Genomic DNA, 26,921 nt, shown 5'->3' with positions numbered 1-26,921 from the left:
TATAAGTTGCGCATGCAGTAAATTGCTTTTTGGCAGTGAAGAGTTAACTTTGCCCAAACAGCCCTATACCGGTAATGGGTTAAGGATTGACGGATATTATTACTACAAGTACTATCCGGGTGAAAACGAAGTTTATTACAGTACATATCTGTTATATGAAAATGGAATTATCCTGTACGGAGGCGCAGTAAACGAAACCGAAATAACAAGATTGGAAAATGACTTCAAAACCAATGAATGGTTAAGTGTTGTGAGAAAATATAAACATCGGTGGGGAGTGTTTATTATTAACGGGAATAAATTATTATTTGAAAGATGGTATCCCAATTCTCCGGGGCAACCCAAGGTGTATATAAGGGAAGGCAAAATCTTAAACGACACCACGTTCCATATCACGGTCTCTTACCGCCCCGATGGTTCGAAAAGGAGCGAAGAAGACGAGGTATATCATTTTAAGCAATTCAGTCCCAAACCGGACAGCACGAATAATTTCGTAAAATAACTCCTGATAGGCGCAAGTCAGAAACTTGCGCCCAAAACAACAGCGGTTTTAAACCGCGATAAATGAAACCGACAGCTATCCCGCGGCGGCGGGGTAGCTCCTCAAACCAACTTATTTTTATTTGGATGGCAGTATTACCGCTTGCGCCGCAGCCACACCGGGCCATGAGCACCTGCCCCGGTTCGGGCCTGTAAATATGAATTTTGCGGTTAAGCGAGCGCAATGCCAAACCTGTTTGGACATTGCCGGGCGAACTAAAAAAAAGAGACTGAATCGTCATCATTCAGCCCCTCTTCATATATTATATGGTGTGAAATCTTATTCAGCGACCACTTCAAACGGGATATCCACTGATACTTCTTTGTGAAGTCTTACCACAGCATTGTAACTTCCCACTTCCTTCACTTGGTCTTTGATCACGATCAGCTTACGGTCTACGTCAAAACCTTTTTCTTTCAGCGCATCGGCAACCTGGATATTGGTAACCGAACCGAAAATTGTTCCGGTAGAGCTGGTCTTCGCGCCAATAGTCAGTGTGACTCCTTCCAGTTTGTCGGCAAGCGCTTGCGCGTCTGCCTTTATCTGAGCCAGTTTGTGCGCACGCTGCTTTTGGTTCTCCGCCAGCACCTTCTTTGCAGATTCGGTGGCAATCACCGCCTTACCCTGGGGGATAAGGAAATTACGCGCATACCCTTTTCTCACGTTCACTACATCGTCTTTGTAGCCTAAACTCTGTATATCTTCTTTTAAAATTACTTCCATTTCTCTTCCTCCTTATTTATTTCATCAAATCGGCCACGTATGGAAGCAAAGCTATATGACGAGCCCTCTTCACTGCTTGCGCGATCCGGCGTTGAAACTTCAATGACGTACCGGTAATCCTTCTCGGTAAGATCTTTCCCTGTTCGTTGAGAAACTTTTTCAGGAATTCGGGATCTTTATAGTCGATGTACTTGATACCGTTCTTTTTGAAACGGCAATATTTTTTCTTCTTCACATCCACCGATAGCGGGGTCAGATATCTGATTTCTGTCTGTTTGGCCATTGCTTAATCCTCCTTTTCGTTAAGTTCCACTTCCGCCTCAACAGCTTCCGTTCTTTCTTTCTTTACGGTCTTTGGGCCTTCACCGGCGGCACGCGCCTCCTGTCTTTTGCCACCTCTGTTATTTCTTCTCTTTTCGGCATATTCCAGCGCGAATTTATCCTGTTTCACAGTCAAGAAACGGATCACACGTTCGTCACGACGGAAATTCACCTCGAGTTTGTCGATCACCGACGGAGCGGCTTTGAACTCCAGGAAGGTATAAAACCCTGTCGTCTTCTTGTCTATGGGATACGCTAATTTACGCAAACCCCAGTCTTCTTCGTTTACAATCTCGGCCCCTTGATCCGTGAGGAGGGTTTTGAATTTTTCAACCGCTTCCTTCATCTGGGCATCAGACAAAACGGGAGTCAAAATGAAAACGGTTTCGTAATTGTTCATACTAATTTAGTTATTAATTCGTTAATTGAAAAAATTTCGAGCGGCAAAGATACAATAAATTATCCAATTCGCAAAACGACAATAATGATTATTTTCATCCTGACAGAATGTCTTTCATGGTCTCAGAAATAGCATTCAGCAAAGGGACGATCCAGCCTTGTATCCGTTAAACCGCTATCTTTCGCAGCCTCGGGACAGAAACATCCCTCTTTAGATATGTAGCCGACAATTCAACTTTTTAGACCTACATTTGTTATCTTGATAAAGTAAATCCACTCAAAAAATGAAGAAAACAATCAACCAGGCGCTTGTGATTTTCGGCGCGTCGGGCGATCTTACATACCGGAAACTGATCCCTGCCGTGTTCGACCTGTTTATGAACGACTCACTACCGGAGGGATATGCTATCCTCGGGGTGAGCCGGACTGAATTCACGCACAAGCAGTTCCGCAAGAAGATGAAAGAAGGCATCCGGCAATTTGCCCACCATAGGGAAGCGGAAGAAAAAAAGATCGACAGTTTCCTCTCTTCCGTCTTTTACCTGAGTATCGATACCGAAAAGGGAGAAGAATACATATATGTGAAAAAGAAACTGAGCGAGCTGAACACAAAATTCAACCTCGGGCATAACTATATCTTTTACCTCTCCACCCCGCCCTACCTCTACCCCATCATTCCCAAATTTCTATACGGGCAGGGGCTCACCTTGCAGCAAAAAGGTTTCCGGAGGATCATCATTGAGAAACCTTTCGGACACGACCTTCCGTCGGCTGTCGAGTTGAACGGGCAATTGCTGGATTTTTTCCAGGAAGACCAGATTTACCGTATCGACCATTATCTGGGCAAAGAAACGGTACAAAACATGCTGGTGACCCGTTTCGCGAATGGCATCTATGAACCGCTATGGAACCGTAATTATATTCAGCACATCGAAATCACGGCTGCCGAGAGTGTGGGAGTGGAAAACCGCGGTGGTTATTATGATGGATCAGGCGCGCTGCGCGACATGATCCAGAACCATTTGCTCCAGGTGTTGTCGCTGGTAGCCATGGAGCCTCCGAACAAAATAACGCCTGAGGAGATTCGCTATGAGAAAATGAAGGTATTCCGCTCCCTGCGCCCCCTGAGTAAGACCGACCTGAAAAAGAATGTGATCCGCGGGCAATACACCGAAGCGACCATACGGGGAAATCATTACAAGGGATATCGCGAAGAAAACAATGTAAAACCTGATTCGCGCACGGAGACTTATGCCGCGATGAAGATATATATCGACAATTGGCGATGGGAAGGCGTACCCTTTTATATCCGTACAGGAAAACGACTTCCCACACAGGTGTCGGAAGTGGTCATCCATTTCAGGCCATCGCCCCAAAGGTTGTTCAAAGCGGCCGGGGGGACAGCCCATTCCGACAACCAACTTATCCTGCGTATCCAACCCGATGAAGGCATCCTGCTGAAGACCGGCATGAAAGTGCCGGGAAGCGGCTATGAAGTGAAATCAGTCAATATGGATTTTCATTATTCGGAGCTGAACGACCACTATATACCCAGTGCCTATGAACGGTTGATACTCGACTGTATGGCGGGCGACAATATGCTTTTCATGCAGGGTGCCGCCGCCGAAGTGACATGGAAATTCGTACAGCCCATTCTCGATTACTGGGAGAACGACAAGGATGCGCCCCTCCACGGTTATCCCGCCGGATCCTGGGGACCGGACGTGGCCGACGACCTTATCGAGGGGAAGGAGAACACATGGCGCTACCCGTGCAAAAACCTGGCGGAAGACGGAATCTATTGTGAGTTGTGATTTATCATTTATAATCTGGAATCCCACCATTGGCTGCCGACAATTCGTCATTGGCAATGGATAATTGAAAACCCGTAATTGAAAAAAAGGATGCACATACAGATTTTTAAAACAAAAGACGATATGAACCAGACTTTTACCGAGCGGATAAAGGAGATCATATCAGAAAAGGAGAGAGTGACGGTTGCCCTGTCGGGCGGTTCCACCCCTAAATCGCTGTTCGACCACTGGGCACAACTGCCAAAGGGTGAAATGGACTGGGGGAAAGTCATGTTTTTCTGGGGTGATGAGCGCTGCGTTCCCCCATCCGACGACGAAAGCAACTACAAAATGACCAAAGAGCACCTGTTCGATCTCGTGCCGGTACCCCGCGAAAATATTTTCCGCATCCATGGAGAAAATGATCCCGGAGCGGAAGCCGCAAGGTATGGCAAACTACTCACCGGGGAGTTAGAAACGACGAATGGCGTGCCTTCTTTCGACATATTGATGCTGGGAATGGGAGACGACGGACATACCGCTTCCATTTTCCCTCATCAGCTCGCACTTTGGAACAGTCCCGAGAATTGTGTCACTGCCACCCATCCCCTGAGCGGACAGAAACGAATAAGCCTTTCCGGAAAAGTAATCAATGCGGCAAAGAACGTTTTTTTTCTGGTAACCGGAGAAAACAAGGCGGACAAAGTGAAAGAGATCATGGAGCAGCCCGACCAGGCCGGGAAAAAATATCCCGCAGCATTGGTGCAACCGGATCCGGGAAACCTTTACTGGTTCCTGGATGATGGGGCAAGCAAATCATTAGGCAAAGTGTTCCGGACTGAGCATTAAGGCCATTTACAAAAGCAAAGCGCACAGAATCACCTCACTGTCCTGATCCTATATGCGCAGGCGACTTTCCCTTTCTCCATATTGGCAAGTTTCCCTTTGACCATTCGTTTACGAAGCGGCGAAATCTTGTCGACAAACAATATTCCTTCTATATGGTCATACTCATGCTGGATCACACGTGCCATATAGCCGGAGTAGGTCTCATCACGCGGTTGCAGATTTTCATCCACATACTGAATACGGATCTCATCCTCACGGGGTACTTTCTCGTGAATACCGGGAATGCTCAAACATCCTTCTTCGGCGGAGACTAACTCCCCTCCCCGTTCAATAATGTGAGCGTTGATAAATGCTTTTTTGAAATCTTTGAATTCGGGATGTTCCTCGTCGGCAAGCGGGGAAAGATCCACCACAAAGATACGGTCCTCCAGTCCCACCTGCGGGCCGGCGAGCCCAACCCCGTCAGCCCCGTACATGGTCTCGAACATATTGTCGATCAATGCTTGCAAATGGGGATAATTCTCCGGATCGATATCCTGTGCCATTTTCCGTAAAACCGGATGTCCGTAAATATATATAGGTAGAGTCATAATTAACTAATCAACAAAATTATCACATCATCCAATCATTTCTCATTCTCCTGCTCTCCATATATCCCTGCAGGATAATGGCGGCACTGATCTCATCAACCAACTCTTTATTCTGACGCTCTTTCTTTTTCAGTCCGGCATCCCTCATCGCCTGCTCGGCCATTTTGGATGAAAACCGCTCATCCCAATATTCAACGGAAATTCGCGGATATAATTTTCTTAATCGGTTCACAAAAGGTTCCACCCTTTTCATGTTTTCCGAAGGTTCATTGTTCATCTGCTTGGGTAACCCCACCACGATGCACGACACCTCCTCCTTCTGAAGATATTCATCCAGGAAATCGAAAATTTTGGATGTCTCCACAGTGGTCAACCCGTTGGCAATGATTTGCAAGGGATCACTTACCGCCAAGCCGGCACGTTTTTTCCCGTAATCGATAGAGAGAAGCCGCCCCATCACCAATTCAACGGATGTCAAACATACGCTTGCGCAACTCGAAGTCACGGCCCAAATACTTCTCCCTTACCACCGGATTGGCCGCCAACTCCTCGGCAGTCCCCTGAAACAGCACTTTCCCCTCAAAAAGCAGGTAAGCGCGGTCGGTGATACTCAACGTCTCATCCACATTATGGTCAGTAATTAAAATACCGATATTCCGGTATTTCAACTGGGCCACAATCGACTGAATATCCTGCACAGCAATAGGATCGATACCGGCAAACGGTTCATCGAGCATGATAAACTTCGGATCAATGGCCAGACAACGGGCAATCTCGGCACGACGGCGTTCACCACCCGAGAGACGGTCACCCGTGTTCTTTCTCACTTTTCCCAGTCCGAACTCACTGATGAGGCTCTCCAGCTTTTCCTTTTGCTCCCGGGCTGATTTATCGGTAAATTCCAACACCGATTTGATGTTATCCTCCACCGTCATTTTGCGGAAGATGGATGCCTCCTGCGCCAGATAACCAATCCCGTTCTGCGCGCGTTTATAAACCGGGAAGCGGGTGATATTCCGCTCACCGATAAATATTTCACCCTCGTTGGGCACAATCAACCCCACCGTCATATAGAAAGTGGTAGTCTTACCTGCCCCGTTAGGGCCTAGCAACCCGACGATCTCCCCTTGCTTCACGTCGATGGAGACATGATTCACCACCGTGCGTTTACCGTATTTCTTCACCAGATTCTCGGTACGCAACGTCAGCGACTCTTCCTGCTGCTGGCCGTGCCTCGCCGTTGTTTCCAGCTCTCCGGTGTCGACGCCGGGGACTATGTCATCTCTCGTTTGGTCCATTTACTCGAAATATTTCCGCAAATATAGTGAAAGCTGGCAGAAAAGACAAGCTTGATTGAACTTTTCCGTGAAGAGAGAGCGGAAGGACAACTACTCTTTTGAACGCTCATTTCGAGCCATGGGAACACCACGAAACATCTAAAGACGTCCTTTTCAGTCACATACATTTCGAACTTGCATGCGAAACTTGAATGAAAGTGTTTACTTTTATTCCGAAATGGTGATGGCCGAATGATCCATCCGGCCGGCTATGGGGGGATTCATTTTTGCCAACTCCACTTCAATCCGTTCGATCTGAGGAAATGCCTCCTTCACTCTCCGTAAAATACGGTATGCCGCGTTTTCAATCAATCTGGAAGGTTTTGCCATTTCCTCTTTTACCAGATCATACACTTGCGCGTAATTGACTGTATCGGCCACATCATCGCTGAGACAGGCCTCCGACAAATCGGCTGAAAACCGTAATGTCACGGAAAAATTGTTGCCATGAATTGTCTCGTGTTCCAACACACCGTGGTAGGCAAAAAAATGCATATTTTTTAATTCGATGGAAGTCTTCATTGATTTATTCTCGTTTTTAATAGTTCAAATGTAAGAACATTTCATTATTTTTGTTGATCTAAATGCAAATATAATGAAAGCCGGGAGGCAAGCCAAGCTTGCTGAAGCTTGCCCGAGGCCCATCTTACACTTTACAAATATAGTGAAAGCCGAGCGACAAAAAAACTTGTTTGAATTTGACCGAGGCGCATCTCCTATTCTATAAAAATACGAAAAATCCGCGATAATGAAGACAAACGAAATCCCCCAAAGACTTTCAGCCATAAGACAATTTATGGAGGAGAAACAACTGGATGTATTCATCGTTCCCAGCACCGATGCCCATCTGAGTGAATACCCACCTAAACATTGGGAATCCAGGAAATGGATCAGCGGCTTCACCGGTTCGGCCGGGACGGCTGTGGTAAGCAAAAAGAAAGCAGGTGTATGGACCGACTCGCGTTATTTCCTGCAGGCTGCCGACGAATTGAAAGACACGGGTTTCGAGTTGTTTAAAATGGGACAATCCGGCACACCCGATATGACTGACTGGATTATCGAACAGGCCGGTAAAGGCGGAACGGTAGGCATCGACGGGTTGGTCTACGCGGCTTCCGAGGCAAAAGCGTTAAAAACAAAACTCGACGCGAAAGGTATCCGGTTGGAAACCTCTCTTGATCCTTTTGCTGCAATATGGAACGACCGGCCGGAAATCCCGAAGAATGCGGTTTTCACTTTGCCGGACACAGTAGCCGGGGAATCGGTCACCAGCAAAATTAAACGCGTCAATGCCGAATTGAAAAAAGTAGATGCGGATGGGTTGATCATGGTAACCCTCGATGCGGTGGCATGGACTTTCAACTTACGCGGGAACGATGTGGATTACAACCCGGTAGCTGTGGCCTATGCCTACGTGTCGGGGAAAGAAACAGTATTGTTTATCGATCCGGAGAAGTTATCCGAAGAAGTAAGTGAAACTTACAAAAAACAGGGGATCAAGATCACCGATTACAATGATATATTCGAATATGTGGCCGGACTGCCCGAAAACAGCTCTGTATGTATCACCGGCAATAAAATCAATTACAAGTTGCTACAAACTATTCCGGTTTCATGCAGGATCGTAGAGGTGCCGTCGCCGGTGGACCTGATGAAAAGCGTGAAAAACGAAACAGAGTTGAAAGGGTTCAGGAACGCCATGATCAAAGACGGCGTGGCCCTCGTGAAATTCTATATGTGGCTGGAAAGAGCGGTTCCGGCGGGAGAAGTGACTGAGGTGACCGTGGAGGAAAAGCTGTACGAGTATCGTTCACAGCAGGATCTCTTTGTGGGGGAGAGTTTCGGAACTATCGCCGGATATGCCGGGAATGGAGCCGTTATTCATTATCACGCCTCTCCCGGGAGCTGCCTGCAGGTGCAACCCGAAGGATTGCTCCTGATCGACTCCGGCGCACAGTACAAAGACGGGACGACCGATATCACCCGCACGGTGGCAGTGGGCAAGTTGAGCCGGCAGATGAAAAAAGATTATACCTTGGTGCTGAAGGGACATATTGCCCTTGCCACAGCTATCTTTCCCGAAGGGACACGCGGGTCGCAACTCGACATACTTGCCAGGAAAGCGCTGTGGGAGAACGAACTCACTTACTGGCACGGGACCGGACACGGCATCGGCCATTTCCTCAACGTCCACGAAGGGCCGCAAAGCATCCGTCTGGAAGAAAACCCAACCCCGCTCATGCCGGGAATGGTCACCTCCAACGAACCGGGGGTATACCGCGCCAATCAATACGGTATCCGCATCGAGAACCTGATTGTGACACAAGAGTACAAAAAGACCAAAGAGTTCGGCACTTTCTACAATTTTGAGACCATCACACTTTGTCCCATCGACACCAGGCCCATCGCAAAGAAGCTGCTCACCGGAAACGAGATCAAATGGCTCAACAACTATCATAAAATGGTATTCAAAAAACTCAAAAGGTACCTGAACGAAGAGGAGAGAGCGTGGTTGAAACGTAAAACAAAAGCGATATAAGAAACAAGACTCCAGGGCCGAGACTAGGGAATGTGCCAATTTATTTCATATGCAAATCTGGAAATTAAATTATTATTCGCATTATTCCTATGGCATATTGGCAAATTATTCACATTGCCACATTATTCACATTGGCACATTAGTCTCATTAGTCTCATTGGCACATTAGTCACATTAGTCACATTAGTCACATTAAGAAACAATGCCCCTTATAAAATCAGTTCGCGGTTTCACACCTGAAATCGGTGAAAACACTTATATGGCGGAAAACGCCACTATCATCGGAGATGTGATCATCGGCCGTGATTGCAGCATTTGGTTCAACACCGTGTTGCGCGGTGATGTGAACTCCATCCGCATCGGAGACCGGGTGAATGTACAGGACGGTACGGTCATTCATACCTTATACCAGAAATCGGTATCCATCATCGGGAATGATGTGTCCATCGGTCATAATGCGGTCATCCACGGTGCTGAAGTGAAAGACGGTGCGCTCATTGGCATGGGTGCTATCGTCCTCGATCATGCTGTGATAGGCGAAGGGGCCATCATCGCCGCCGGCTCCGTAGTGCTCAGCGGCACGCAAGTGGAGCCCGGCAGCATCTATGCGGGTGTCCCGGCCAAATTCGTCAAGAAGGTCGATCCGGAGCAATCCAAGGAGATGAACCAAAAAATAGCCGCCAACTATTTAATGTACGCGAGTTGGTTCACCTCAGATCCACGAACTTGATGGGCTTCCGGCTCGTTTCGGGATACTTAATTTTGGCAATATACTCGGGAGAAGCAAACTGGATAGTGGGTGCTACCCGCACACGGGAGCGGAAGAGATCTTTCAGTTCCTTTTCAAATTTTTCCGAAGGGTGTTCGCAACCCACCCGCACCACGATCTCATCAGTACCCAGATCGTTGGTATAGACATCTATAATATAATCCTTTACTTGTGGTATATTGTCGAGCACATCGTAAAGCGCCGGCGGATAGAGCGAAGTGCCTTTGAATTTGATAAGTTGTCCTTTCCGACCCACAATGGCACTCAACCGGATGCTGTTTCTGCCGCATGTACAAGGTGAAGTGTAATGACAGCAAATGTCTCCCGTCCGAAATCGCAGAAGTGGCATGCCCGTAACACCCAGCGTAGTAATAGTGACTTCTCCGGGTTCACCTTCCGGGACAGGATTTCCGGCATCATCCAGAAATTCGGTTATAATCAGTTCGGGTTGCAGATGTCCTCCGTTCTGGTGCTCACATTCGGTAAACGATGCCTGCATTTCGGTTGAGGCATAGGTACTCAAAAGCATAGGCACATGCCACTTTTCATGGATGCGTTGTCCCAGTGTATTCAGCGTAAAATCAGGATTCCGGAGGTTTTCGCCGATACAAATGGCTTTCTTTAGTGAACTCGCATTGTAATCAATGCCATTCTGCTCGGCGTAGTCGATAAGTTTCAGAAGAAATGAAGGCACTACCATGCAAAATGTGGGCTTCACACTACGAATGCTATCCCATTGCAATTGGGGAATTCCGTTACCTACCCGTATAATTCCCGCGCCGAGGAGACGCGCACCCATATAATAGGCCAATCCGGCCATAAACCGGCGATCGAGTGTGGTCATAAGTTGCATCACATCGTCAGCCGAACAACCAGCAGTGGAAAATGAGAGATACTCATTATAAGCCAGCCGGTCGAGGTCGTTATTGGTCAGCGCAAACATTACCGGTTCACCCAATGTGCCGGATGTAGTGACGTAATCGATTATTTCCGATCGCTCCACACAGATAAAATCCTGGTTGTATTTTTGCAGATCTGCCTTATCAGTAGTGGGCAACAAACGCAAATCCTCCAGCCTTTGAATTTTCCGAAAATCGATATTGTTTTCGGTAAACATCTTTTGATAGAATGGTGAACGTGCTGCCAGGTATTCGACATTTTCCACCAGTAATTTTTCTTGAAATTTCTTGATGGCATCTTCTGTTTCAAACTGAATATGCGTGTGATGTTTCATTTTTAGTTGTTTTTCCCGATCTTTTTCTCAATATTTTCCTTATCTCCCAGTCGTGGAATTTCCTTTGTCAATGCCGTTTGCCAGTAACTAAGCGCTTCGGCAGGTTTATCTTGTGAAAGGTAATAATCCCCTAGCAGTTCATAGGTGTAAAAATACTCGGCATTGGTTTGCAGGAATACTTCCAACCTCTTTGAATCGACTGTTTCTCCCTGTTTTATGGCGTTACTAATTTCATCCTTCAACCGACGGTAATTCTGTACCCGGATGTAAGTACCTGAAGTGAGCCCGGCATCAGGTTCAATTGTCAGATCAGCATCTACACTGGAAACAGTAATTTTCGCACTATCCATTTTCCCGAAAATTTCACCCAGATCATACATCACAAATTCACCCATCTGCCATGGTGAGGTGGAGACCCACATTTTCAGTTCCTGCGGTTTGAAAATCACTGAGTGATGTGCGATGAATTGGTTGATCGATTTCTCGTTAGTAAGTCCGATAAGTTTGTCTTGCAAGCCCAACGTATCACGCAGGATTCCGGCGGCTTTTTGATGGTCGACTTTTCCCGCGCGATCGAGTAATTCATTCATCCGGTGCAGACGGTAACCGCTGTCCGTCGTACGGATATTTTCCGCATTTTTCGGATCATTCCTGAAAACGTCGGATTGATAATGGTTCGTGCATACGATTCGCCCGGACGATGATTGGTGCATCCCTATTTTATCTGGTGATTTCTCGATAATCACAACTTTCCCATCCTTTGCGGAACCGACAAGCAGGCTTTCAGCCACAAATGTTTTGTGAGATTCGGCTATTCTGTAGGCTTCATCGATAGTGCCGGCATACTGCAAAATAATGCGCGCCAGGATCGAGACAGGTGTCGCAGAACCGATAGGCACAGACGCCTGTGAAGCGTTGATAGTAACGGTGAGTCCCACTTCATTCATTCCCGAAAGCACGCCTGTCATCCCAATCCAGCAAACCGACGCAAATTTATAGCCTTCATCAGGATGATAGAATGCCACCACTTTGTTTTTGGCAAAATCATCTCCCACGAAAAAGTCGAAATTTCGCCCGATAATCAACATGGAGTCGGCACTCTCATTGCCCCAGGTGCCAAACGAACTGCATCCCACCAACCTGTATGCCTGCATCATATGTCCGATGTCGTGTGCAGCATGGTAGTTGAGCTGACGCTCGTAGGGTGTGCCGATGGCGTCGAACTCGTCTGTACACGAAAGTGAAATACCGTAAATCTCTTCGCGGTTTTCTTCGGGCACCTGTTTACCCAAATTGCGGTTGAAAATGACCAGGAAATAACGCAGGAATTTCAGGTATTTTTCCGAAGGGATGATTTTCCTGATTTCATCCACAAACACTTTTTCCTGATAATAAAGCAGATCTTCCGAAATGCGTCCAATAGCCACTCCTCTTTCAAAAGGTGTACCCTTCACATATAATTCCCAGAGACCTTGCCGGTTCAGGATGAGCGTATTGTCTCCGTACGAACGGAGACTGTCGGTGATGGAAAACGGAAGGTCAGATAGATCGGACACGTCCAGATCGGGTTGTTTCATGTCAGTCGTGGAGTAGAGAATATACGAACCGGCAATGAGGATTATCACCAAAGTTATAAATCCGATTGCCAACCATTTCAATATTTTCATCAGGAGGTGCATATCAACTGTTTCCTATTTTCTTTGCCAGATATTCTTCGCCCAATAACTCGCTGCAACTAAGCAGAGAAGTGAGTGTAACCCCGAGTACGCCGTGCATGTTCACATTTTGTCCGGCAAACATGAGATTTTTCACCTTGCTCCGTATCGGAATAAGTGTGGAAAGGGGGTTCTGGCAATTTTTCATTATACCGTATGCCGAGCCTTCCGGTGAGCCGGTATAGTCGCGATACGAAAGCGGAGTGGTAGTCACTATGTGCTCCGTATTCTCCAAAAGCGAGGGATCAAACTGTCTCACAAACCGGAGAATATCTTCGGTTTTCCGCTCCTTGAATTGCAGGTAATCATCGCCGCGCCGCTCGTAAAGCGTATCTTTCCACGGTTCCACTTCTCTGTAAAGCATCGGCGTCAGCAACTCTACCACATTGGCATAGCGGAGATCTTCTTCGCTGGGGCGCATCGACGTCAGCACACCAACCACACCCTTATCATCCGGAAACGATGTCCTGTGCCACGCATCCTGCCCGTCAGCATAAAAATAAATATTGTGATTGATATACCTTGAAGAATTTTTCTTCTTAATCAGATACACCGTAAAAAAACCATAAGAATTGGGCAACGCACTCAGTCTCGACAGATACGCCTTACGGATATTAGTGGCTCCGTCGATGATTTCGAGGGTTTTCATCGGATGCATCGTAGAAATGACATTCTTTGCCTGAATCAATTCACTGTTATTCACTTCCACACCACTTACAATGTTTTGGTCGCAACGAATAGCTGTAGCCTGTGCTCGGGTGATCACTTTTCCGCCGTTACTTTCAATCTTATGCACGAGGGTATCGGTCAGTTGCATACTGCTCCCGACAAAACGATAGGAGCCATGCAGGTAAGACGATGCTGTCATTGCATGAATATAAAAGGTAGACACCAATTTGTCACCGCCGTAGAGCATGGCAGGATTTGAAAGCACGTGACGAAGACGCTCGTTTTGAGTGATCCCCGCAATGGTTTTCCAGGCCGAGAGAGAAAAAACATCCAGGTTTGACGTTGAAATCCTGCCCTTTCTGAAGCCCTCCACTGTGACGGCACTTGCAATATCCGAGATCACTTTCATATAACGTTGCAGGTTCTCCCTTTCGTCAGGAAAATCTTTGGCAAGTGTCTCGATAAACCGCTTTTCTCCCATGGCATAGGAATATGATTTATGGGGATATACAATCCGATCGAAACCATCTTCATCCAATCGCACAAGGTTTATCTCGTCCATGATACCAAGGTAGGAAAAGCAACGGTTCAATGGCTCATCTTCGTCCATACTCCCGATGTAGTGCACACCAGTATCAAGTGTTCGTCCGAAACGTCTGAATCCCTGAAAACAACCGCCCGGTATGGCGTTTTTCTCAAGCACGCATACCGAATAACCTTCTTTGGACAGCACTGCGCCGCAAAGCAAACCGCCCAATCCGCTACCGATAATGACGATATCATATTTCCGCATAAAACGTTATCCTTTTTTCTTCCTGAAAATAAAAATCTGATTGGATGTCAGCTTGTCATTCGAATGCCGCTCCAAATCCAGTCGGTGTTTCCGGGCAAATGCTTCGAACTGCTTCGCCGTAGGGAATTGCAACTGCTGTTCCGTTTTGTTGAATTTGAAAAAACGGGTAGAAAGCATTTCGGTAAACCGTGTTATTTTATGCTCCCGAGGTCGATCGGCATCACTGTCACGCACGATAATCATACCGCTATCGTTTATCTTTTCCACGCATTTCTCCAATAAAATCTCCTGCGAATCATAATCCATATAATGCAGCATATCATTTACCACAAACACATCGGCATACGGATATTCATATTGCAAGGCATCAGTGCATTCAAAGCGGATTTGCGGTGTTTTGGAGAAATTGCGATTCGCTATCGCAATTTTTTCATCGTCGTAATCGACACCTAAAACCGTACGTTCAGGCGAAGTTGTGGACAGCATGTAGGAGAGCATACCATATCCGCAACCCACATCTACCACCGACGCACAACGGGGAATAATACGTTCGAAATAAGCGTAATATTTCTCCATTGCCGATTTCACCCGCACATACCACTCTTCCACCGGCCCTTTGTATACATAGTTTTGTACCAGTTTATGCCTGAAATAGAGGTTATCGGGTCGATTGTAGCACTCCTGCAAACGATGGTATTCGTTGCTTATAATAGTTTTCACCGCTTTTGCGGCATCATGCGTTGAACCGTATTCCGACAGCTTTTCAGCCGAAATTCTCGGTAGGAAGCTTGCTCCGTAAGTACCCGGCTTCACATACAACATCTGTCGCTTATTGAGTATCTGTCCGGTACCGTAAATCACCATCGGAACCACATCTAACCGTAGGCTCTCAGCCAGCATAAATGCGCCTTTGTGGAACCGTTTGATCTGTCCGTCCGCCGAGCGGGTACCTTCAGGAAATACTACAACCGAATAGCCGTCGGCTACTTTTTCACGAAGTATTTCACCCATATTTGCAAACCCTTTCTGCGTAGGTATAAATCCGGCATAACGCACCACGTGCCCGAAAACAGGTGAGTTCCACACCCAGCGATTGGTTACCATGACAATCTTGGGCGAAAGCGAAAGCATGATCAGGATATCGATCATGGATTGATGGTTAGCCACAATAACAGCCTGTTTTTTTAAATCTTCACCACCGTCATTAATAATTCTCTTTCTCGTATAGAAAATAAAGAATAGGAACAGCCGTGTACTGTACATGATCATCCGGCTGAACAGCACTTGTTTCTTTCTGATTGAGACGGGCACTAAAGCCAGCAGAAGTCTCGCAATAAACAGAAGCAGGCTTCCCAAAACAAATGACACATAAATCAGTGTGGTGCAAACCAGATAAAAAAGCGTGTAGGGATAATTTCCTTCGCGTGCGGGACGGGTAATGAAAGTGCGGAACAGAAGCGGGATCACCGTGTATGAAACCAGCAAAACAGACATCATGCCCAGAATGCTGATCAACGAAATGGATTTCAGGGCGGGATGTCTGGCGAAGATCAGTACACCCATCCCTACCGTAGCAGTAAATGCTGAAAACAGAATAGCTATTTTATGTGAATTAACCAGTTTCTTACCTGTACGGTATTCCTGCTGCACACCATCCATCATAAAGATGGAGAAATCGTCTCCCAATCCAAAAATAAACGTGGACAATATGATATTGATGATATTGAATTCGATACCGAAGATAGCCATCAGACCCAGAATGATCACCCAACTGATTGCCATCGGAGCAAAAGCCATCAACGTAAGTTCGAACCGCCCATAGGAGATAAGCAACGCCAGAAAAATAATCAGCGATGAGAGAAATAAAATGGTGTTGAAATCGTCATTGATCACCGAAACCCATTTATTGATAAAAAATGCTCGGTCAAAAATTACCAGGTCGGGATCAGTGCCCATTGTATCGTACACGAAATCTTTCTGATTGTCCGACAACTGTACCTGGGTGACGCACATCAGCGAATTGCCGTCACTCACTACCCAGTCCGCCAGGAAAGGGATATTCTCACCCAGCTCTTCCGGTGAGAACGGTTTGAATTCTTTATCCAACAGGTAAAAAAACGGCTCAAAGGCATCAGGAGAAAATCCATACTTCATTCCGCTCTCCCGGATTTCGGCTTTTAGCCATTGTTTTCTGGCATCCGTCCAGAAATCGTTCCATCGGCGGATGCGCTCTTGCTGCTGTCGCGGTGAGATCATCAGTTTTTCCGACGATACAAAATCCTGAATCTTCCCTTGTGCTTTTAATAGGGCCAGTGAACTGTTATTTTCAGCATAATTGCGCAGGGCCTCTTCCACCGTTTTGCCTATCGAAACAAACATGATTTGTTGACGGTCACCTCTCATGAAAAGATGGCTCATTTTATGCTCGGCTTGGCTGATATGCGCAGGTTCGTAATTCAGGTTAGAGATATCACTGTCGAACTTCACATTACGCATGGTGAAAAGTCCGGCAACAAAAAGCGCCAGGATCACCCCTAATAGGATTTTGTTTTTCTCAAAAGGATAGGATGTGATTTTTTCGACTACCTTCAGCGCTCTCCGGGAAGTTTGCGAATCAGTCTTTCTACCCAGAAGGTGAGGCAGAAAAATCAGGCAGAACAAGGTGGTGCCCACCAACGAAAGGGCGGAAAACAACCCGAAATCGCGCAAAATGTCGGACGAAGTGAACAACAGCGAAAGGAATGCACCAATGGTGGTGAATCCGCCCACGACCAGCGGATAGGAGAGTTCTTGGATTAATTGGCGGCGCGATTGTACGTGGTTATAATGGGTAAGCACATGAATAGAATAGCTCAGCGCGATACCCAACACTACTGCTCCTACTCCTATGGCAATAGCAGAAATGGACCCTTTAATGAAAAAAATCATCGCCAAAGCAAAAATTCCACCGTAAACCACCGGTGTAAGCAAAAGAGGGATCGCACTCCGGCTTCTGAACATCACCGACATAAACAGGATGATGATAAGCAACGCCGCTCCGAGTGTGAGGTAGGTGTCTTTTTTCACCTGTCGGGCATTGTACACCGCCACCGAGGGACCACCAAAGAACTGTACATGCACACCGGAATATTCCTGCTCCACTTCGGTAGAGAGTCTTTCCAATTCAGCAATCAAATTGTCATTTTTCCCGATTTCTCCCGTACCGTATTTTGGCGAAAGAATCAGCAAAAGCGTGGATAGGTCGGAAGAGAAGATATGGTTGTCGTATATTTCGTAATTCGAGATATTTTCAAAATCTTTCAGTCCCAGCATTACATTTCCGCCAAAGCCGAGCGGATCTTGCGGAATAGTCGATTTAAGCGCCAGTCCGGCAGGCGACATAAGGTTAGCAAAGTTTTGCTGCATCCGAAGGTCAACCGCATCCGCCGTCAGCAACGTATCCATATGCCGGTAATCGTCGTCCGTCAGGAAAACAGGTAAATAGCCATACAGAAAATCACCTGTCTGGGACACTACATCCTCACCCACTTCAGAAAGGATATTAAGCAGATAATCCGCAGCAATACCCGTACTGATGAGCTCACTCATCCGCTGGCCTGCGAGCACGATCGAATCGAGCAGTTCGTCTCCCCTGAGCGAATCACGCGCCGAGATCATCACAATGATCTTATCCTTTACTTTCAGGTTTTGAAAAACCAGTTCATTGTTTTTTGAACCCGCGTTGTCGGGAAAAAAACGGGTAAATTCTTCTTCAAACCGCAGTTGAACGGCAAAAAGAAGCAACAGCGCAAAACTGCCGAACATCAGTATATTTCGCAAAATCCTCTTTTGCGATAAATATTCGTAGATATTGACAAAAATTTTGCTCATAGCACGGCCGTTTTGGGTTTGCGGAAAATTACCAACAACGTATGGCAAACCAATCCGGCAGCCAAACCACATGCCACGGCAAATACGATACTTCCCAACACGTATTGCAGGAGCGAGCTCATCACAAACTCAAGCGACATATTTTCGACGGAGAAATTCAACGCCCTTCCCAACAACCACGCTCCGGTAGCATAACTGCCGAACAGGATAAGCGGGATCATCGGCGGAATACTGATGTTCGACGCCACCAGCGTGATCACTTTGTTGAGTTTAAGCAAATGTGCCAGAAGAAAAGCAAGCACCATCTGATAGCCCCATACCGGCACGATACCCATAAAGACACCCAGCATCACGGCACCGGTAATTCGTTCGTTACTTTCGTTGGAATGAGTGATATTGTTCCGGATAAACTTCCGGATATTTTCTTTTGTCAGACCGCGTACCGTTTTCCACGGATAGTACCAAAGCAGCGCCACCAATACCAAAACGGTATTGAGCAGGCTGATGCGGGTAAAATCACGCCACGGATGGAAATGGCTCACCCGTTCACCTTCGGGCGGATAATATACACGTGCGGGCACATTGCGGACATTCACTCCACGCCAGGCCGATTGCACAATAATCTCTAACTCAAATTCATATTTTCCGGTGAAAAGTGTCAGATTTTTTATTTTTTCCAAGGGGTAGAGGCGGTAACCCGATTGTGTATCCTTCATTTTTTTACCCGTTTCGATCCTGAACCAGAAATTGGAGAATTTATTGGCAAAAGTATTCTTACCGGGCATATTGTGGGCTTGCAGATTGCGTGCCCCTACAAGCAGGGCATCAGGTGTTTTTTCGACCTCTTCCAAAAAGAGGGGAATATCTTCGGGATAATGCTGCCCGTCGGAATCGAGTGTGATGGCATAGCGGAAATTCTCTTTGGCCGCAGTTTTCAATCCGGCTTTCAGCGCGGCTCCCTTACCCCTATTTTTAGGAAAATGGATAACACGGATCGTGGGGAATTGTGTCAACACTTCCCGCGTGTTATCTGTTGAACCGTCGTTTACTACCAGCACAGGAAGCCCGAAAGGAAGGGTCCGCTCAATCACATCACCTACCGTGGCAGCGTTATTATATGTAGGTATAATTATAATCGTATTTTTCAGATATCCTTCCATTCGCAAGACAAAGTCGCTTTCAGTTTCATACATCGCGTGTCGCCTATAAAAACCGCAGCACGCACTTCCTGTTCATCGGTCAACCCGAATTCTATATCAAACACCTTATTCTCCATAGGATTTATTGCCGACAAAAATTTGCATTCCCTGATTTTCCAAAACGAAACTTCACGATCGAGCTTTTGGGAAACCGCACGCTTCACCACGTTGAGCATACACACACCCGGTATTATAGGCATTCCGGGAAAATGCCCGGCAAACAGAGGATGCCCGCTATCTGTTTCGCAATGGAAACGGGAAACACCCCCGGCCTCGCTTTGAAACTCGAGTTGAAAAAGTTCTTCCAGTTTATTCATAAGAAACAAGCATGAATTACAAAGTAATCGACCTAGTCAAAATTGTTCTCACACAAGAATATGATGAAAAGCGACTTCCATATGACACCTCTAAAAATAATCGTTATAATCATATGAAACCGACATGTTTAAAATAATCATATGAAAATGCAACTTCTTAGATCACACAAATGTACATGAAATTTTTGATTTCACCCGTTTCAGAATCAATGATCTTCCTTTATTCCATTTCCCTGATCACTATCGCAGGGCTAAAGATACCGCGGTGTTTGAGGGTGATAGTGCGCGGATAGGTATAGTGCGGGATTTCCACGTTTACGCCGGGAGCTTTTATTTGGTTAATATATTGATTTTCACGATTTATCCTGTATTGATATTTTCCATTTACAGTTTCAACAGAGATCAATTGTTCAGGATGGCTGCATAACGATTTTTGAGCAGTAAATTGTTCCGGCAGATGGATCCCAAGCAATAATCCGAAATCGGTTTTGAAGAGGTTCACCACCGCCGGTTTATCCATGGCGTCGAGCAGATAATGCACAGTAAAGGTACCAGGTTGTAATTCAAAATCGGCCATACTCATCCCGAAGTAGCTATTGATAAGTATTCGGACAGTCTCGGAATCTTGCCTCTTCACAAGCATCATTCCATTCAGGTGTTTTCCAAAAAATGATATTTCTATGTCGAAAGTTTGCAGGCTATCGTTCGCTTGTATCACCCACGGAATATCTGTACGGTTAAGAGACAGCGTTTCGGTTTGGCCGCATCCACCGCGTATGGAGGATCCACACGAAGTAGCGAGCAGACAAAAAGCTGCAATACTAACGAACAGTGAATTTCTCATCCGATTGAAGTGTGTTGTATTGAGAATTGATGAAAATGTAATCAGTGTAATCATCGTTGTTTTCGGCCATTCGAAGCCTTCTTACCTCCATGGTCCGCCTGTCGAACGTAATCCCGATCTCCTTGATATAGGCTTTTACGGCCTTGCTTGTCGGGGATATCCTCACAAAATATTCCGAATCCGATTGAAAATACTGCAAGTCATATTCCTTGCCCAATGCTGAAATGTTGCCTATCATACTGGCTTCGATCAGGCCTCTCATTTGCGCCATCATTTTGTTCGAACCCAGATTGACGGTTGTCTTTTTCCCGCCTGTAACGGTTTGCAGCTTGTCGTCATTGATAGTAACTGTGTACTGCATTGGCTTGTCGTATTGCAGACTGATTTTATTGGGTTTGCGGTAGCAGAACATACCAGTGGAAACCATTTTCTCGGAAAAGACTTTCATGAATTTCTCCTGCCGGAAGTTGCTTTCCACCGATTGGATCTTTTCAGCAGCATCCTTCAGGTTCTTCTCAAAATCCACGGTATTTGTGATGGGTTGCATCTCCTGACTGAAGATGACAAAAGAGAGTGAAAGGGTATATAACAGGGCTGTAATTTTATACATATATTGATTTGTTGATTTACTGGTTTACTGGTTTGTTGATTTAACGATTTATCATCACATCATCAAATTATTAAATCATCACATCGTTATTGGTACGACCTTATATCCGTTTTTTTGGAGATATATCAACAATTTCTCGGTCAATTCGGCAGAGAACGGCATAGGGTCATGCAACAAAATAATGACTCCCGGTTTCAGTTTTCGTTTAATCCGGTGCAGCACTTTGTCAGCTGTTTGGGTTTGCGTGTCGAACGAGCGGATACTCCATCCTATGGCTGTCCATCCGAGTTCTTTGACCACACTACCTATCGTAGGGTTTGTCACACCGAAAGGGGGACGGAAAAGGTGGACTTCCTGTCCCGAAACTCCTTCCAGGATTTGCTGAGCTTTCAGTAAATCCTCCTTCATCTTACGCTTTCCATAAAGTGGAAATTTACTTTCATGATGGTATGAGTGGTTCCCTATCGCGTGTCCTTCGTCCACTATCCGCCTGACAATATCGGGATACTGTTCCGCTTTTTGTCCGACACAAAAAAAACAGGCTTTGGCATTATGTTTTCTCAGCACTTCGAGCAGAGGTAGTGTTGCAGCAGGTTCAGGACCGTCGTCATAAGTGAGTGCGACCACCTTGTCTTTTATGTTGAGCTTACAAACCGCTTTCACATACACTCCTGCTGAAATGGAATAAGAAGCGTAAAACAAGATAAACGCCAGGATAAGAACCAAAGCACCCATGCCAAGCCAAGTCATTCTTTTGTAAATTTTTCGATCACGACTGCCGTATAATTATTGAGCCAAGAGTTGGTAATCAGCACAAAACCGTTACCGTTCAATTGCGTGCAGGCATACCATAAACCAAACGAGGATGCGGTTTGGTATTCGCCACAAATGGGTTTGAACATTTCCTCGGAAACAATACGAGCGTCGGAGACACCATTTCTTCGCAGAAGATCCGACCGTTTTTGGGTCAATTGATCCTTCGAAAAATTTCCGCGCTGCATATCCACCGCAACAATACGGGCAACGGTTTGATGCGTTTTTTCATTACCCAGCAAAAAGAAGGATGTCCCCTCGCCTGCCGGAAATTTTCGCCATGCACCCATTCGTTCCAGAATATAAAAAACCGTGGGTGTCAGTTCCTCCACCGCACCCACAAGCACGCTATCCGCATTGCCGGTTTGCAACTGCATCATACCGTCGAGCAGAGCGCTCTCGAATGAGAACGCACGGTGGACATAGGTGCTATTGTAAGCTTTGTTATCCGACAGCAAGGCGATCTGCGCGCCAATGGTGTTGAACGTGGACTGGATGAACGGTGTGGGTGACAGCAACTCCTCGTTTAGCGAACCGATCGATTGTAAAAACTTCTCGGTATCAGCCAGACAACCCAGCCCCGTGGCAGTGATAATGGCTTCCGGTTTTACAGCCATATTTTGCAGGCATTGCAGACCGGCGGTAACACCCATTTTCACAATACGGCTCATGCGGCGGCGCGACCCTGCCTCCTTGATCCACTCTTTATAGTCGGGTTCATTAATGGAAAAACGACCTTCCACCGGTTCACCCTCCGGATAAATGGATGCAACAGATTGTATGTAAACGGAATAACTGTCCATTGGTTACTTCTGAAAAATCAATGACGCGTTGTTTCCGCCAAATCCGAATGAATTGGAAAGCACAGTGGTTATATCCTGATCCTCCCTCATCCGCGTAACAGGTGATAATCCGGTTTGCATGATAGGCGTTTTGAAATTGAGATTGGGGAAAATGACCCTTTCATGAAGGGCCAGCACACTGAAAACGGCCTCCAATCCTCCGGCTGCGCCAAGCGTATGTCCGGTAAACGGTTTGGTGGAACTGAACGGCGGCACGTACTCGCCGAAAAGCCGTTTGATCGCAGTACTTTCGGATAGGTCGTTATTGTTCGTTCCCGTTCCGTGAACATTGATATAATCCACGGTTGCAGATTCGATCCCTGCTTTCCCCAGAGCATGCAGCATTGCCAGAAACGCCCCTTCCCCTTCAGGAGATGAGGCCGTTTGGTGATAAGCGTCGTTGGCATTGGCATAGCCCGTAAGCCGGCAATACACCTTCGTACCGGGCGTGAGCGACTTCTCCGATTGCAGCACCAGATAGCCCGCGCCTTCTCCCAGATTAAGACCTGTCCGGCTTTCATCAAACGGGCGACAGGGAGCCTTGTCCAGGATCATCAGCGAATTGAAACCGTTTAGCGTGAAACGGCATAACGCATCGGCTCCACCTGCTATCACAGCATCGAGCAAACCTTGCTCAATCATCCGCGCACCAAACATAATGGCGTTGGCCGACGACGAACAGGCGGTGCTGATACTCGTCCGAAAACCGTCCAACTGAAGATAATCAGCAATACACTCGGTATGGTCGCCTATATCGTGATGGGCAACCATACGCAAACGACCTTTTCCGGGATTGACGGAATATTCGGTGAAAAACTGCTCACTCAGGTCCATTCCGCCTACCGATGACGATGAGATCAGTCCTATGCGTAAGCGACCCTTAGAAAGCCCTGCATCCTGAAAAGCCTGCTTGCCTGCCGTCATTCCGAGCAAAGCGGTGCGGGAGAACAACCGGTCAGGATCCAGACCGAGTTGATCCTTCAACTGTTCGTTGCTCATTTTCACCTCCGCAACGGGCACCTGAAGTTTGGTCTGAAAAAGCGTAACCTTTCCCAACCCACTCCGTCCGGACCGGAATGCCTGCAAATGCTCATCAGCACCGCACCCCAAGCCCGACACACACCCTATTCCGGTAATGGCAACACTCATTTTTTACGGTTCTTGTCGATAAAATCGGCCAGCGTATCAATGGAATAAAAAATTTCCCTGGCTTCTTCGGGTTTTGTCAGGCGGATACCATAGTTGCGTTCCAGGATAAGGATAATTTCGAGTGCATCGATAGAATCCAGCCCCAGCCCGTCACCGAAAAGCGGTTCCTCGTCCACGATTTCCTCTGCGGTTATATCTTCCAGGTTCAGCGCCTGAATCAGCGCTTCTTTTAGTTCTTGCTTCAGTTGATCCATAAATAAAGGTAATATTATTTCATAAGACAAAGGTAACGAACCCTCACCTTTCCATCAAATAAAATTCCGACAGAAAGTTATTGTCCAACAAGTCGCACCATCCCACAATACAATAATTCAAATCCTGCTCACTCATCACCATTCCGGCATATTGAATTAAAAAATCCTTATCGAACTCCCGTTGGATAAAAAAGGTGTTTTCACCTTTCATTTTCCAATAGATGCATATCTCACCCAGCATAACATTAGGCAATGTGTATACGAAAATGGCAGGGCTTGCTTCCCGGTCGCCCACCGCATCGAGGTTTTGTCGATAGTGAATGTCCGTATCGAGCGATGATGAACGATTGGCCATAATGATACCCTTTGATTCCGGGGGGAGCCCTGAAAAACCATCCACCGAACGGGTGAGCCAGGCTGTGGTGAGAAAGCCCAGTTTCGACAGATCGTCCATCCTGAAAAACTTGCGATAAGACAGATTGAGTGATGCGTAAGCCTTTCTTATAAAAGTGGGAAAATCATCTGTCGGTTCGTTTGCAAGCACACGTTCATCATTCAGTTCCACCCCCAAAGCACTTATATTACATTTGGAGACAATTTTCGCTCTTTTCAGTATTTGAGAAGAGGTTTCCTCCAGCTGTTTTCCCTGGAGTGATACGCTCCCGGACAGGGGGTTATTCCCCGGCACAGGTTCTTTACCTATCACGATGGCGGCATTACAACCGCCAAAGCCAGAAGCTGTTTTCAGGCAATAAGTCAAATTCATCGGGCGATGCAGAGCATCGATATTGAGCGGATGTGGCACACCCATGGTTTCAAGCCCCGGCACACCAAACACTATATCGTTTTCGAGCTGTTGTTTACAGATGATCGTCTCAATTACTCCGGCTGCTCCGAGCGTATGCCCGAAATAGGGTTTCAGGCTTTGCAAAGGTTTGCCGGAAAGTCCTGAGAGATACAGTGCCTTGCTCTCCATTTCGTCGTTGTAAATAGTGGCTGTCCCGTGCGCATTGACAAAAGATATATCATTCGCAGAAATTCCGGATTGACGCAAAGCCTGTTCTATGGCCATATGCAACTCTTCTCCCGTACGCGATGGCCCTGAGATATGGTTTGCATCATTGGTGATCGCTCCACCGAGCAGCATCGCAGGTTGTTTCTCTGCCACATGCTTTTTATCAGTGGTAAGTAAAACCGACCCAATGGCCTCACCCAAAGAAAGTCCGTCACGACCGGCATCATAAGGTTTACAGATACCTGTGCTTACTGATTTGAACGCATGGAACCCACTGACGATAAAATCCGACAGTTCGTCTCCTCCGGCCACTACCATGTGTGTAAACATACCGTTCTCAATCAACCTTTTCGCAACAATCATGGCCGAAATACCCGAAATACAGGCATTACAAAGCACGATGGGTTTGGCTGAAAATCCAAAGTATGCGGCAATTTTTTCGGCAGAATGGGAAAGGAGAAGTCCATCCCCGGTCTCGTTTCCGACAGAAAGCCGACCAATATTGCCTTTGGTGGAAGCCAGTATAAATCCGCAATTATTTTGACCTATATCCACACCACTTTGTCCAAGCGTCTGACGGATGGAAAGTATAAGAAGCTGCTCAAAACGGGAAAAATCATGTAAATTGTGTTCCGGGACAAGTAATTGTAAACGATTATCATCAATTTTTGCCCCGTAGAACAATTCGGAATAAAACTGCGAATCACGGATAGGTTGCACTCCCGATTGATACTGAAACATACGTTCCCGGCATTCCCCGGTAGAAAACCCCAGCGAACTGATCATGGCATCTGCCGTCAGATAAATCACCGGATGTTCCATTTCTCTTTCCATCTCAGATAAAAATCGGGATTATTCAGCTCTAACAAATTGGAGTTTAGATGAGTGAAAACCTGTATGGTAGATGCTTCGGCAACCACGGCGCCGTCGCTTTTGCGATAAATAGTATAGTCGAACTGGATCTTTGCCGCATCGCAATCCACATAACGCGTTTCCACAACGGCCTGTTCGTTGAACGAGAGCGAGAGTTTGTAATCAATATTCAGCTTCACGATCGGCGCTGCAAAACCGGCTTTCCTCATATCCATATAGCTGAGTCCGTAGCGTTGGCCAAAAGATTCCCGTCCGTCTTCGATGTATTTCACATACTCGCCGTGCCATACTATCTGCAATGCATCCACTTCGCTAAACCGCACCTGAATTTCCACGCGGTCGGTAAGCGACGCTTCCCGTTTTTGTTTTCGCTTCATTATTTGTTCAAGTATATTTTGAGTTCACCTTCGGCAATCAATTCATCTTCCACCCAAGACTTTACACCCACAAGCGTGATATTCCCCACCTCCTGGATTATGCTAACTACTGTCAACAATTCATTACCAACCCGGGGATGTGCATGGATGGAAAATTTGCTCACTGCGCCGATAAATCCGACAGGGACAGTTTCGTTATTTTGTACGAAAAGAAAACCTATCCGGGCTGCTGCCGACTGTGCAAAATGCTCGATCACTCCTTCCTCGGTGAGTATATCATTGCAACAGAAAAGGTTTCCTTCCGTGACCGTTAGCCCTGAAAAAGAATCGCGATCCTCCATGCCGAAAAACTTATCAACCATCACCATCGGTTCGCGTTGCGGGATCAGCTCCAGAACAGTTTCACCGGAATAAACCGGATATTGAAAATGAGATATATAAGGGTTCACTTTTAATTTTTAATTTTTAATTTTTAATTTTTAATTC

27 protein-coding genes are annotated in these 26,921 nt (G+C 46.5%); 5 read left to right on the top strand and 22 right to left on the bottom strand.

From position 1 onward, the window contains the following. A partial coding sequence (locus D7D25_RS17995) for a hypothetical protein (RefSeq protein ID WP_158602581.1) occupies positions 1 to 502 on the top strand: 502 nt, incomplete at its 5' end. A gap of 318 nt (positions 503 to 820) precedes the next feature. Here D7D25_RS17995 and rplI read toward each other — a convergent pair. Genes rplI through rpsF form a run of 3 tightly spaced genes read right to left on the bottom strand, consistent with a single transcriptional unit; the run spans position 821 to position 1,985 of the window. Further along, entirely contained in the window at positions 821 to 1,264 is a 444-nt protein-coding gene (gene rplI, locus D7D25_RS08710) for a 50S ribosomal protein L9 (RefSeq protein ID WP_122968570.1), read from the bottom strand. Positions 1,265 to 1,280: 16 nt separating this feature from the next. After that, the gene (gene rpsR, locus D7D25_RS08705) at positions 1,281 to 1,547 is read right to left on the bottom strand and encodes a 30S ribosomal protein S18 (protein ID WP_019538742.1); all 267 of its coding nucleotides are present in this window, start codon (positions 1,545 to 1,547) and stop codon (positions 1,281 to 1,283) included. A gap of 3 nt (positions 1,548 to 1,550) precedes the next feature. Beyond that, positions 1,551 to 1,985, bottom strand: coding sequence for a 30S ribosomal protein S6 (gene rpsF / locus D7D25_RS08700; protein ID WP_122968569.1), 435 nt, complete (start codon positions 1,983 to 1,985; stop codon positions 1,551 to 1,553). 283 nt (positions 1,986 to 2,268) lie between these two features. Between rpsF and zwf the strand changes: the two genes are divergently transcribed. Beyond that, positions 2,269 to 3,798, top strand: coding sequence for a glucose-6-phosphate dehydrogenase (gene zwf, locus D7D25_RS08695; RefSeq protein WP_122968568.1), 1,530 nt, complete (start codon positions 2,269 to 2,271; stop codon positions 3,796 to 3,798). Between the two features lie 90 nt (positions 3,799 to 3,888). Beyond that, on the top strand, positions 3,889 to 4,626 hold the full coding sequence (pgl, locus tag D7D25_RS08690) for a 6-phosphogluconolactonase (RefSeq protein ID WP_122968580.1): 738 nt from the start codon (positions 3,889 to 3,891) through the stop codon (positions 4,624 to 4,626). A gap of 29 nt (positions 4,627 to 4,655) precedes the next feature. On the opposite strand, the gene def is transcribed toward pgl, so the two are convergent. The 4 genes from def to folB form a co-directional block, all read right to left on the bottom strand. Next, positions 4,656 to 5,216 carry a peptide deformylase gene (gene def / locus D7D25_RS08685; RefSeq protein ID WP_122968567.1) on the bottom strand — a complete coding sequence of 187 codons (561 nt, stop codon included), beginning with the start codon at positions 5,214 to 5,216 and terminating at the stop codon, positions 4,656 to 4,658. Positions 5,217 to 5,238: 22 nt separating this feature from the next. Then, positions 5,239 to 5,673: a Holliday junction resolvase RuvX gene (ruvX, locus tag D7D25_RS08680; RefSeq protein WP_122968566.1), complete on the bottom strand. Its 435-nt coding sequence runs from the start codon at positions 5,671 to 5,673 to the stop codon at positions 5,239 to 5,241. A gap of 7 nt (positions 5,674 to 5,680) precedes the next feature. Next, entirely contained in the window at positions 5,681 to 6,514 is an 834-nt protein-coding gene (gene lptB / locus D7D25_RS08675) for an LPS export ABC transporter ATP-binding protein (RefSeq protein ID WP_255417239.1), read from the bottom strand. Between the two features lie 207 nt (positions 6,515 to 6,721). Next, a complete protein-coding gene (gene folB / locus D7D25_RS08670; protein WP_122968565.1) occupies positions 6,722 to 7,075 on the bottom strand; it encodes a dihydroneopterin aldolase in 354 nt (117 codons plus the stop codon). A 226-nt stretch (positions 7,076 to 7,301) separates the two neighbouring features. On the opposite strand from folB, the gene D7D25_RS08665 reads away from it, so the two are divergent. Both D7D25_RS08665 and D7D25_RS08660 read left to right on the top strand, forming a co-directional pair. Then, positions 7,302 to 9,092, top strand: coding sequence for an aminopeptidase P family protein (locus D7D25_RS08665; protein ID WP_122968564.1), 1,791 nt, complete (start codon positions 7,302 to 7,304; stop codon positions 9,090 to 9,092). A gap of 202 nt (positions 9,093 to 9,294) precedes the next feature. Further along, on the top strand, positions 9,295 to 9,822 hold the full coding sequence (locus D7D25_RS08660) for a gamma carbonic anhydrase family protein (protein ID WP_122968563.1): 528 nt from the start codon (positions 9,295 to 9,297) through the stop codon (positions 9,820 to 9,822). Here D7D25_RS08660 and D7D25_RS08655 read toward each other — a convergent pair. From D7D25_RS08655 to D7D25_RS08585, 15 genes are all read right to left on the bottom strand, one after another. Continuing rightward, on the bottom strand, positions 9,800 to 11,095 hold the full coding sequence (locus tag D7D25_RS08655; protein ID WP_122968562.1) for a phenylacetate--CoA ligase family protein: 1,296 nt from the start codon (positions 11,093 to 11,095) through the stop codon (positions 9,800 to 9,802). The two genes, D7D25_RS08660 and D7D25_RS08655, sit on opposite strands and share 23 nt — an antisense overlap. A 2-nt stretch (positions 11,096 to 11,097) precedes the next feature. Beyond that, complete coding sequence (locus tag D7D25_RS08650) at positions 11,098 to 12,774, bottom strand: C45 family peptidase (RefSeq protein ID WP_122968561.1); 1,677 nt, start codon at positions 12,772 to 12,774, stop codon at positions 11,098 to 11,100. A 1-nt stretch (position 12,775) separates the two neighbouring features. Beyond that, a complete protein-coding gene (locus D7D25_RS08645) occupies positions 12,776 to 14,272 on the bottom strand; it encodes an NAD(P)/FAD-dependent oxidoreductase (RefSeq protein WP_122968560.1) in 1,497 nt (498 codons plus the stop codon). Between the two features lie 6 nt (positions 14,273 to 14,278). Then, complete coding sequence (locus D7D25_RS08640; protein ID WP_122968559.1) at positions 14,279 to 18,142, bottom strand: trifunctional MMPL family transporter/lysophospholipid acyltransferase/class I SAM-dependent methyltransferase; 3,864 nt, start codon at positions 18,140 to 18,142, stop codon at positions 14,279 to 14,281. Then, complete coding sequence (locus D7D25_RS08635) at positions 18,139 to 19,335, bottom strand: DUF2062 domain-containing protein (RefSeq protein WP_255417238.1); 1,197 nt, start codon at positions 19,333 to 19,335, stop codon at positions 18,139 to 18,141. The genes D7D25_RS08640 and D7D25_RS08635 overlap by 4 nt, the downstream gene beginning before the upstream one ends. Continuing rightward, positions 19,287 to 19,658, bottom strand: coding sequence for a hypothetical protein (locus D7D25_RS08630; RefSeq protein ID WP_148038897.1), 372 nt, complete (start codon positions 19,656 to 19,658; stop codon positions 19,287 to 19,289). The genes D7D25_RS08635 and D7D25_RS08630 overlap by 49 nt, the downstream gene beginning before the upstream one ends. A gap of 220 nt (positions 19,659 to 19,878) precedes the next feature. After that, a complete protein-coding gene (locus tag D7D25_RS08625) occupies positions 19,879 to 20,502 on the bottom strand; it encodes a hypothetical protein (protein WP_148038896.1) in 624 nt (207 codons plus the stop codon). Continuing rightward, a complete protein-coding gene (locus D7D25_RS08620; RefSeq protein ID WP_122968555.1) occupies positions 20,480 to 21,112 on the bottom strand; it encodes an outer membrane lipoprotein carrier protein LolA in 633 nt (210 codons plus the stop codon). The genes D7D25_RS08625 and D7D25_RS08620 overlap by 23 nt, the downstream gene beginning before the upstream one ends. A gap of 78 nt (positions 21,113 to 21,190) precedes the next feature. Next, complete coding sequence (locus D7D25_RS08615) at positions 21,191 to 21,862, bottom strand: polysaccharide deacetylase family protein (protein WP_122968554.1); 672 nt, start codon at positions 21,860 to 21,862, stop codon at positions 21,191 to 21,193. Beyond that, a complete protein-coding gene (locus D7D25_RS08610) occupies positions 21,859 to 22,728 on the bottom strand; it encodes a beta-ketoacyl synthase chain length factor (protein ID WP_122968553.1) in 870 nt (289 codons plus the stop codon). The genes D7D25_RS08615 and D7D25_RS08610 overlap by 4 nt, the downstream gene beginning before the upstream one ends. Before the next feature lie 3 nt (positions 22,729 to 22,731). Then, on the bottom strand, positions 22,732 to 23,916 hold the full coding sequence (locus D7D25_RS08605) for a beta-ketoacyl synthase (protein ID WP_122968552.1): 1,185 nt from the start codon (positions 23,914 to 23,916) through the stop codon (positions 22,732 to 22,734). After that, a complete protein-coding gene (locus tag D7D25_RS08600) occupies positions 23,913 to 24,170 on the bottom strand; it encodes a phosphopantetheine-binding protein (RefSeq protein WP_122968551.1) in 258 nt (85 codons plus the stop codon). Before D7D25_RS08600 ends, D7D25_RS08605 begins: the two co-directional genes overlap by 4 nt. Before the next feature lie 43 nt (positions 24,171 to 24,213). Further along, on the bottom strand, positions 24,214 to 26,019 hold the full coding sequence (locus D7D25_RS08595; RefSeq protein ID WP_122968550.1) for a beta-ketoacyl synthase: 1,806 nt from the start codon (positions 26,017 to 26,019) through the stop codon (positions 24,214 to 24,216). Next, entirely contained in the window at positions 25,992 to 26,435 is a 444-nt protein-coding gene (locus tag D7D25_RS08590; RefSeq protein WP_122968549.1) for a thioesterase family protein, read from the bottom strand. The genes D7D25_RS08595 and D7D25_RS08590 overlap by 28 nt, the downstream gene beginning before the upstream one ends. Further along, entirely contained in the window at positions 26,435 to 26,884 is a 450-nt protein-coding gene (locus D7D25_RS08585) for a hydroxymyristoyl-ACP dehydratase (RefSeq protein ID WP_122968548.1), read from the bottom strand. The genes D7D25_RS08590 and D7D25_RS08585 overlap by 1 nt, the downstream gene beginning before the upstream one ends. Positions 26,885 to 26,921 lie beyond the last annotated feature (37 nt).

Source organism: Proteiniphilum sp. X52, assembly GCF_003712195.1.
In the GTDB taxonomy this organism is placed as follows: domain Bacteria; phylum Bacteroidota; class Bacteroidia; order Bacteroidales; family Dysgonomonadaceae; genus Proteiniphilum.
This window is presented reverse-complemented; position numbering and strand designations above follow the sequence as displayed.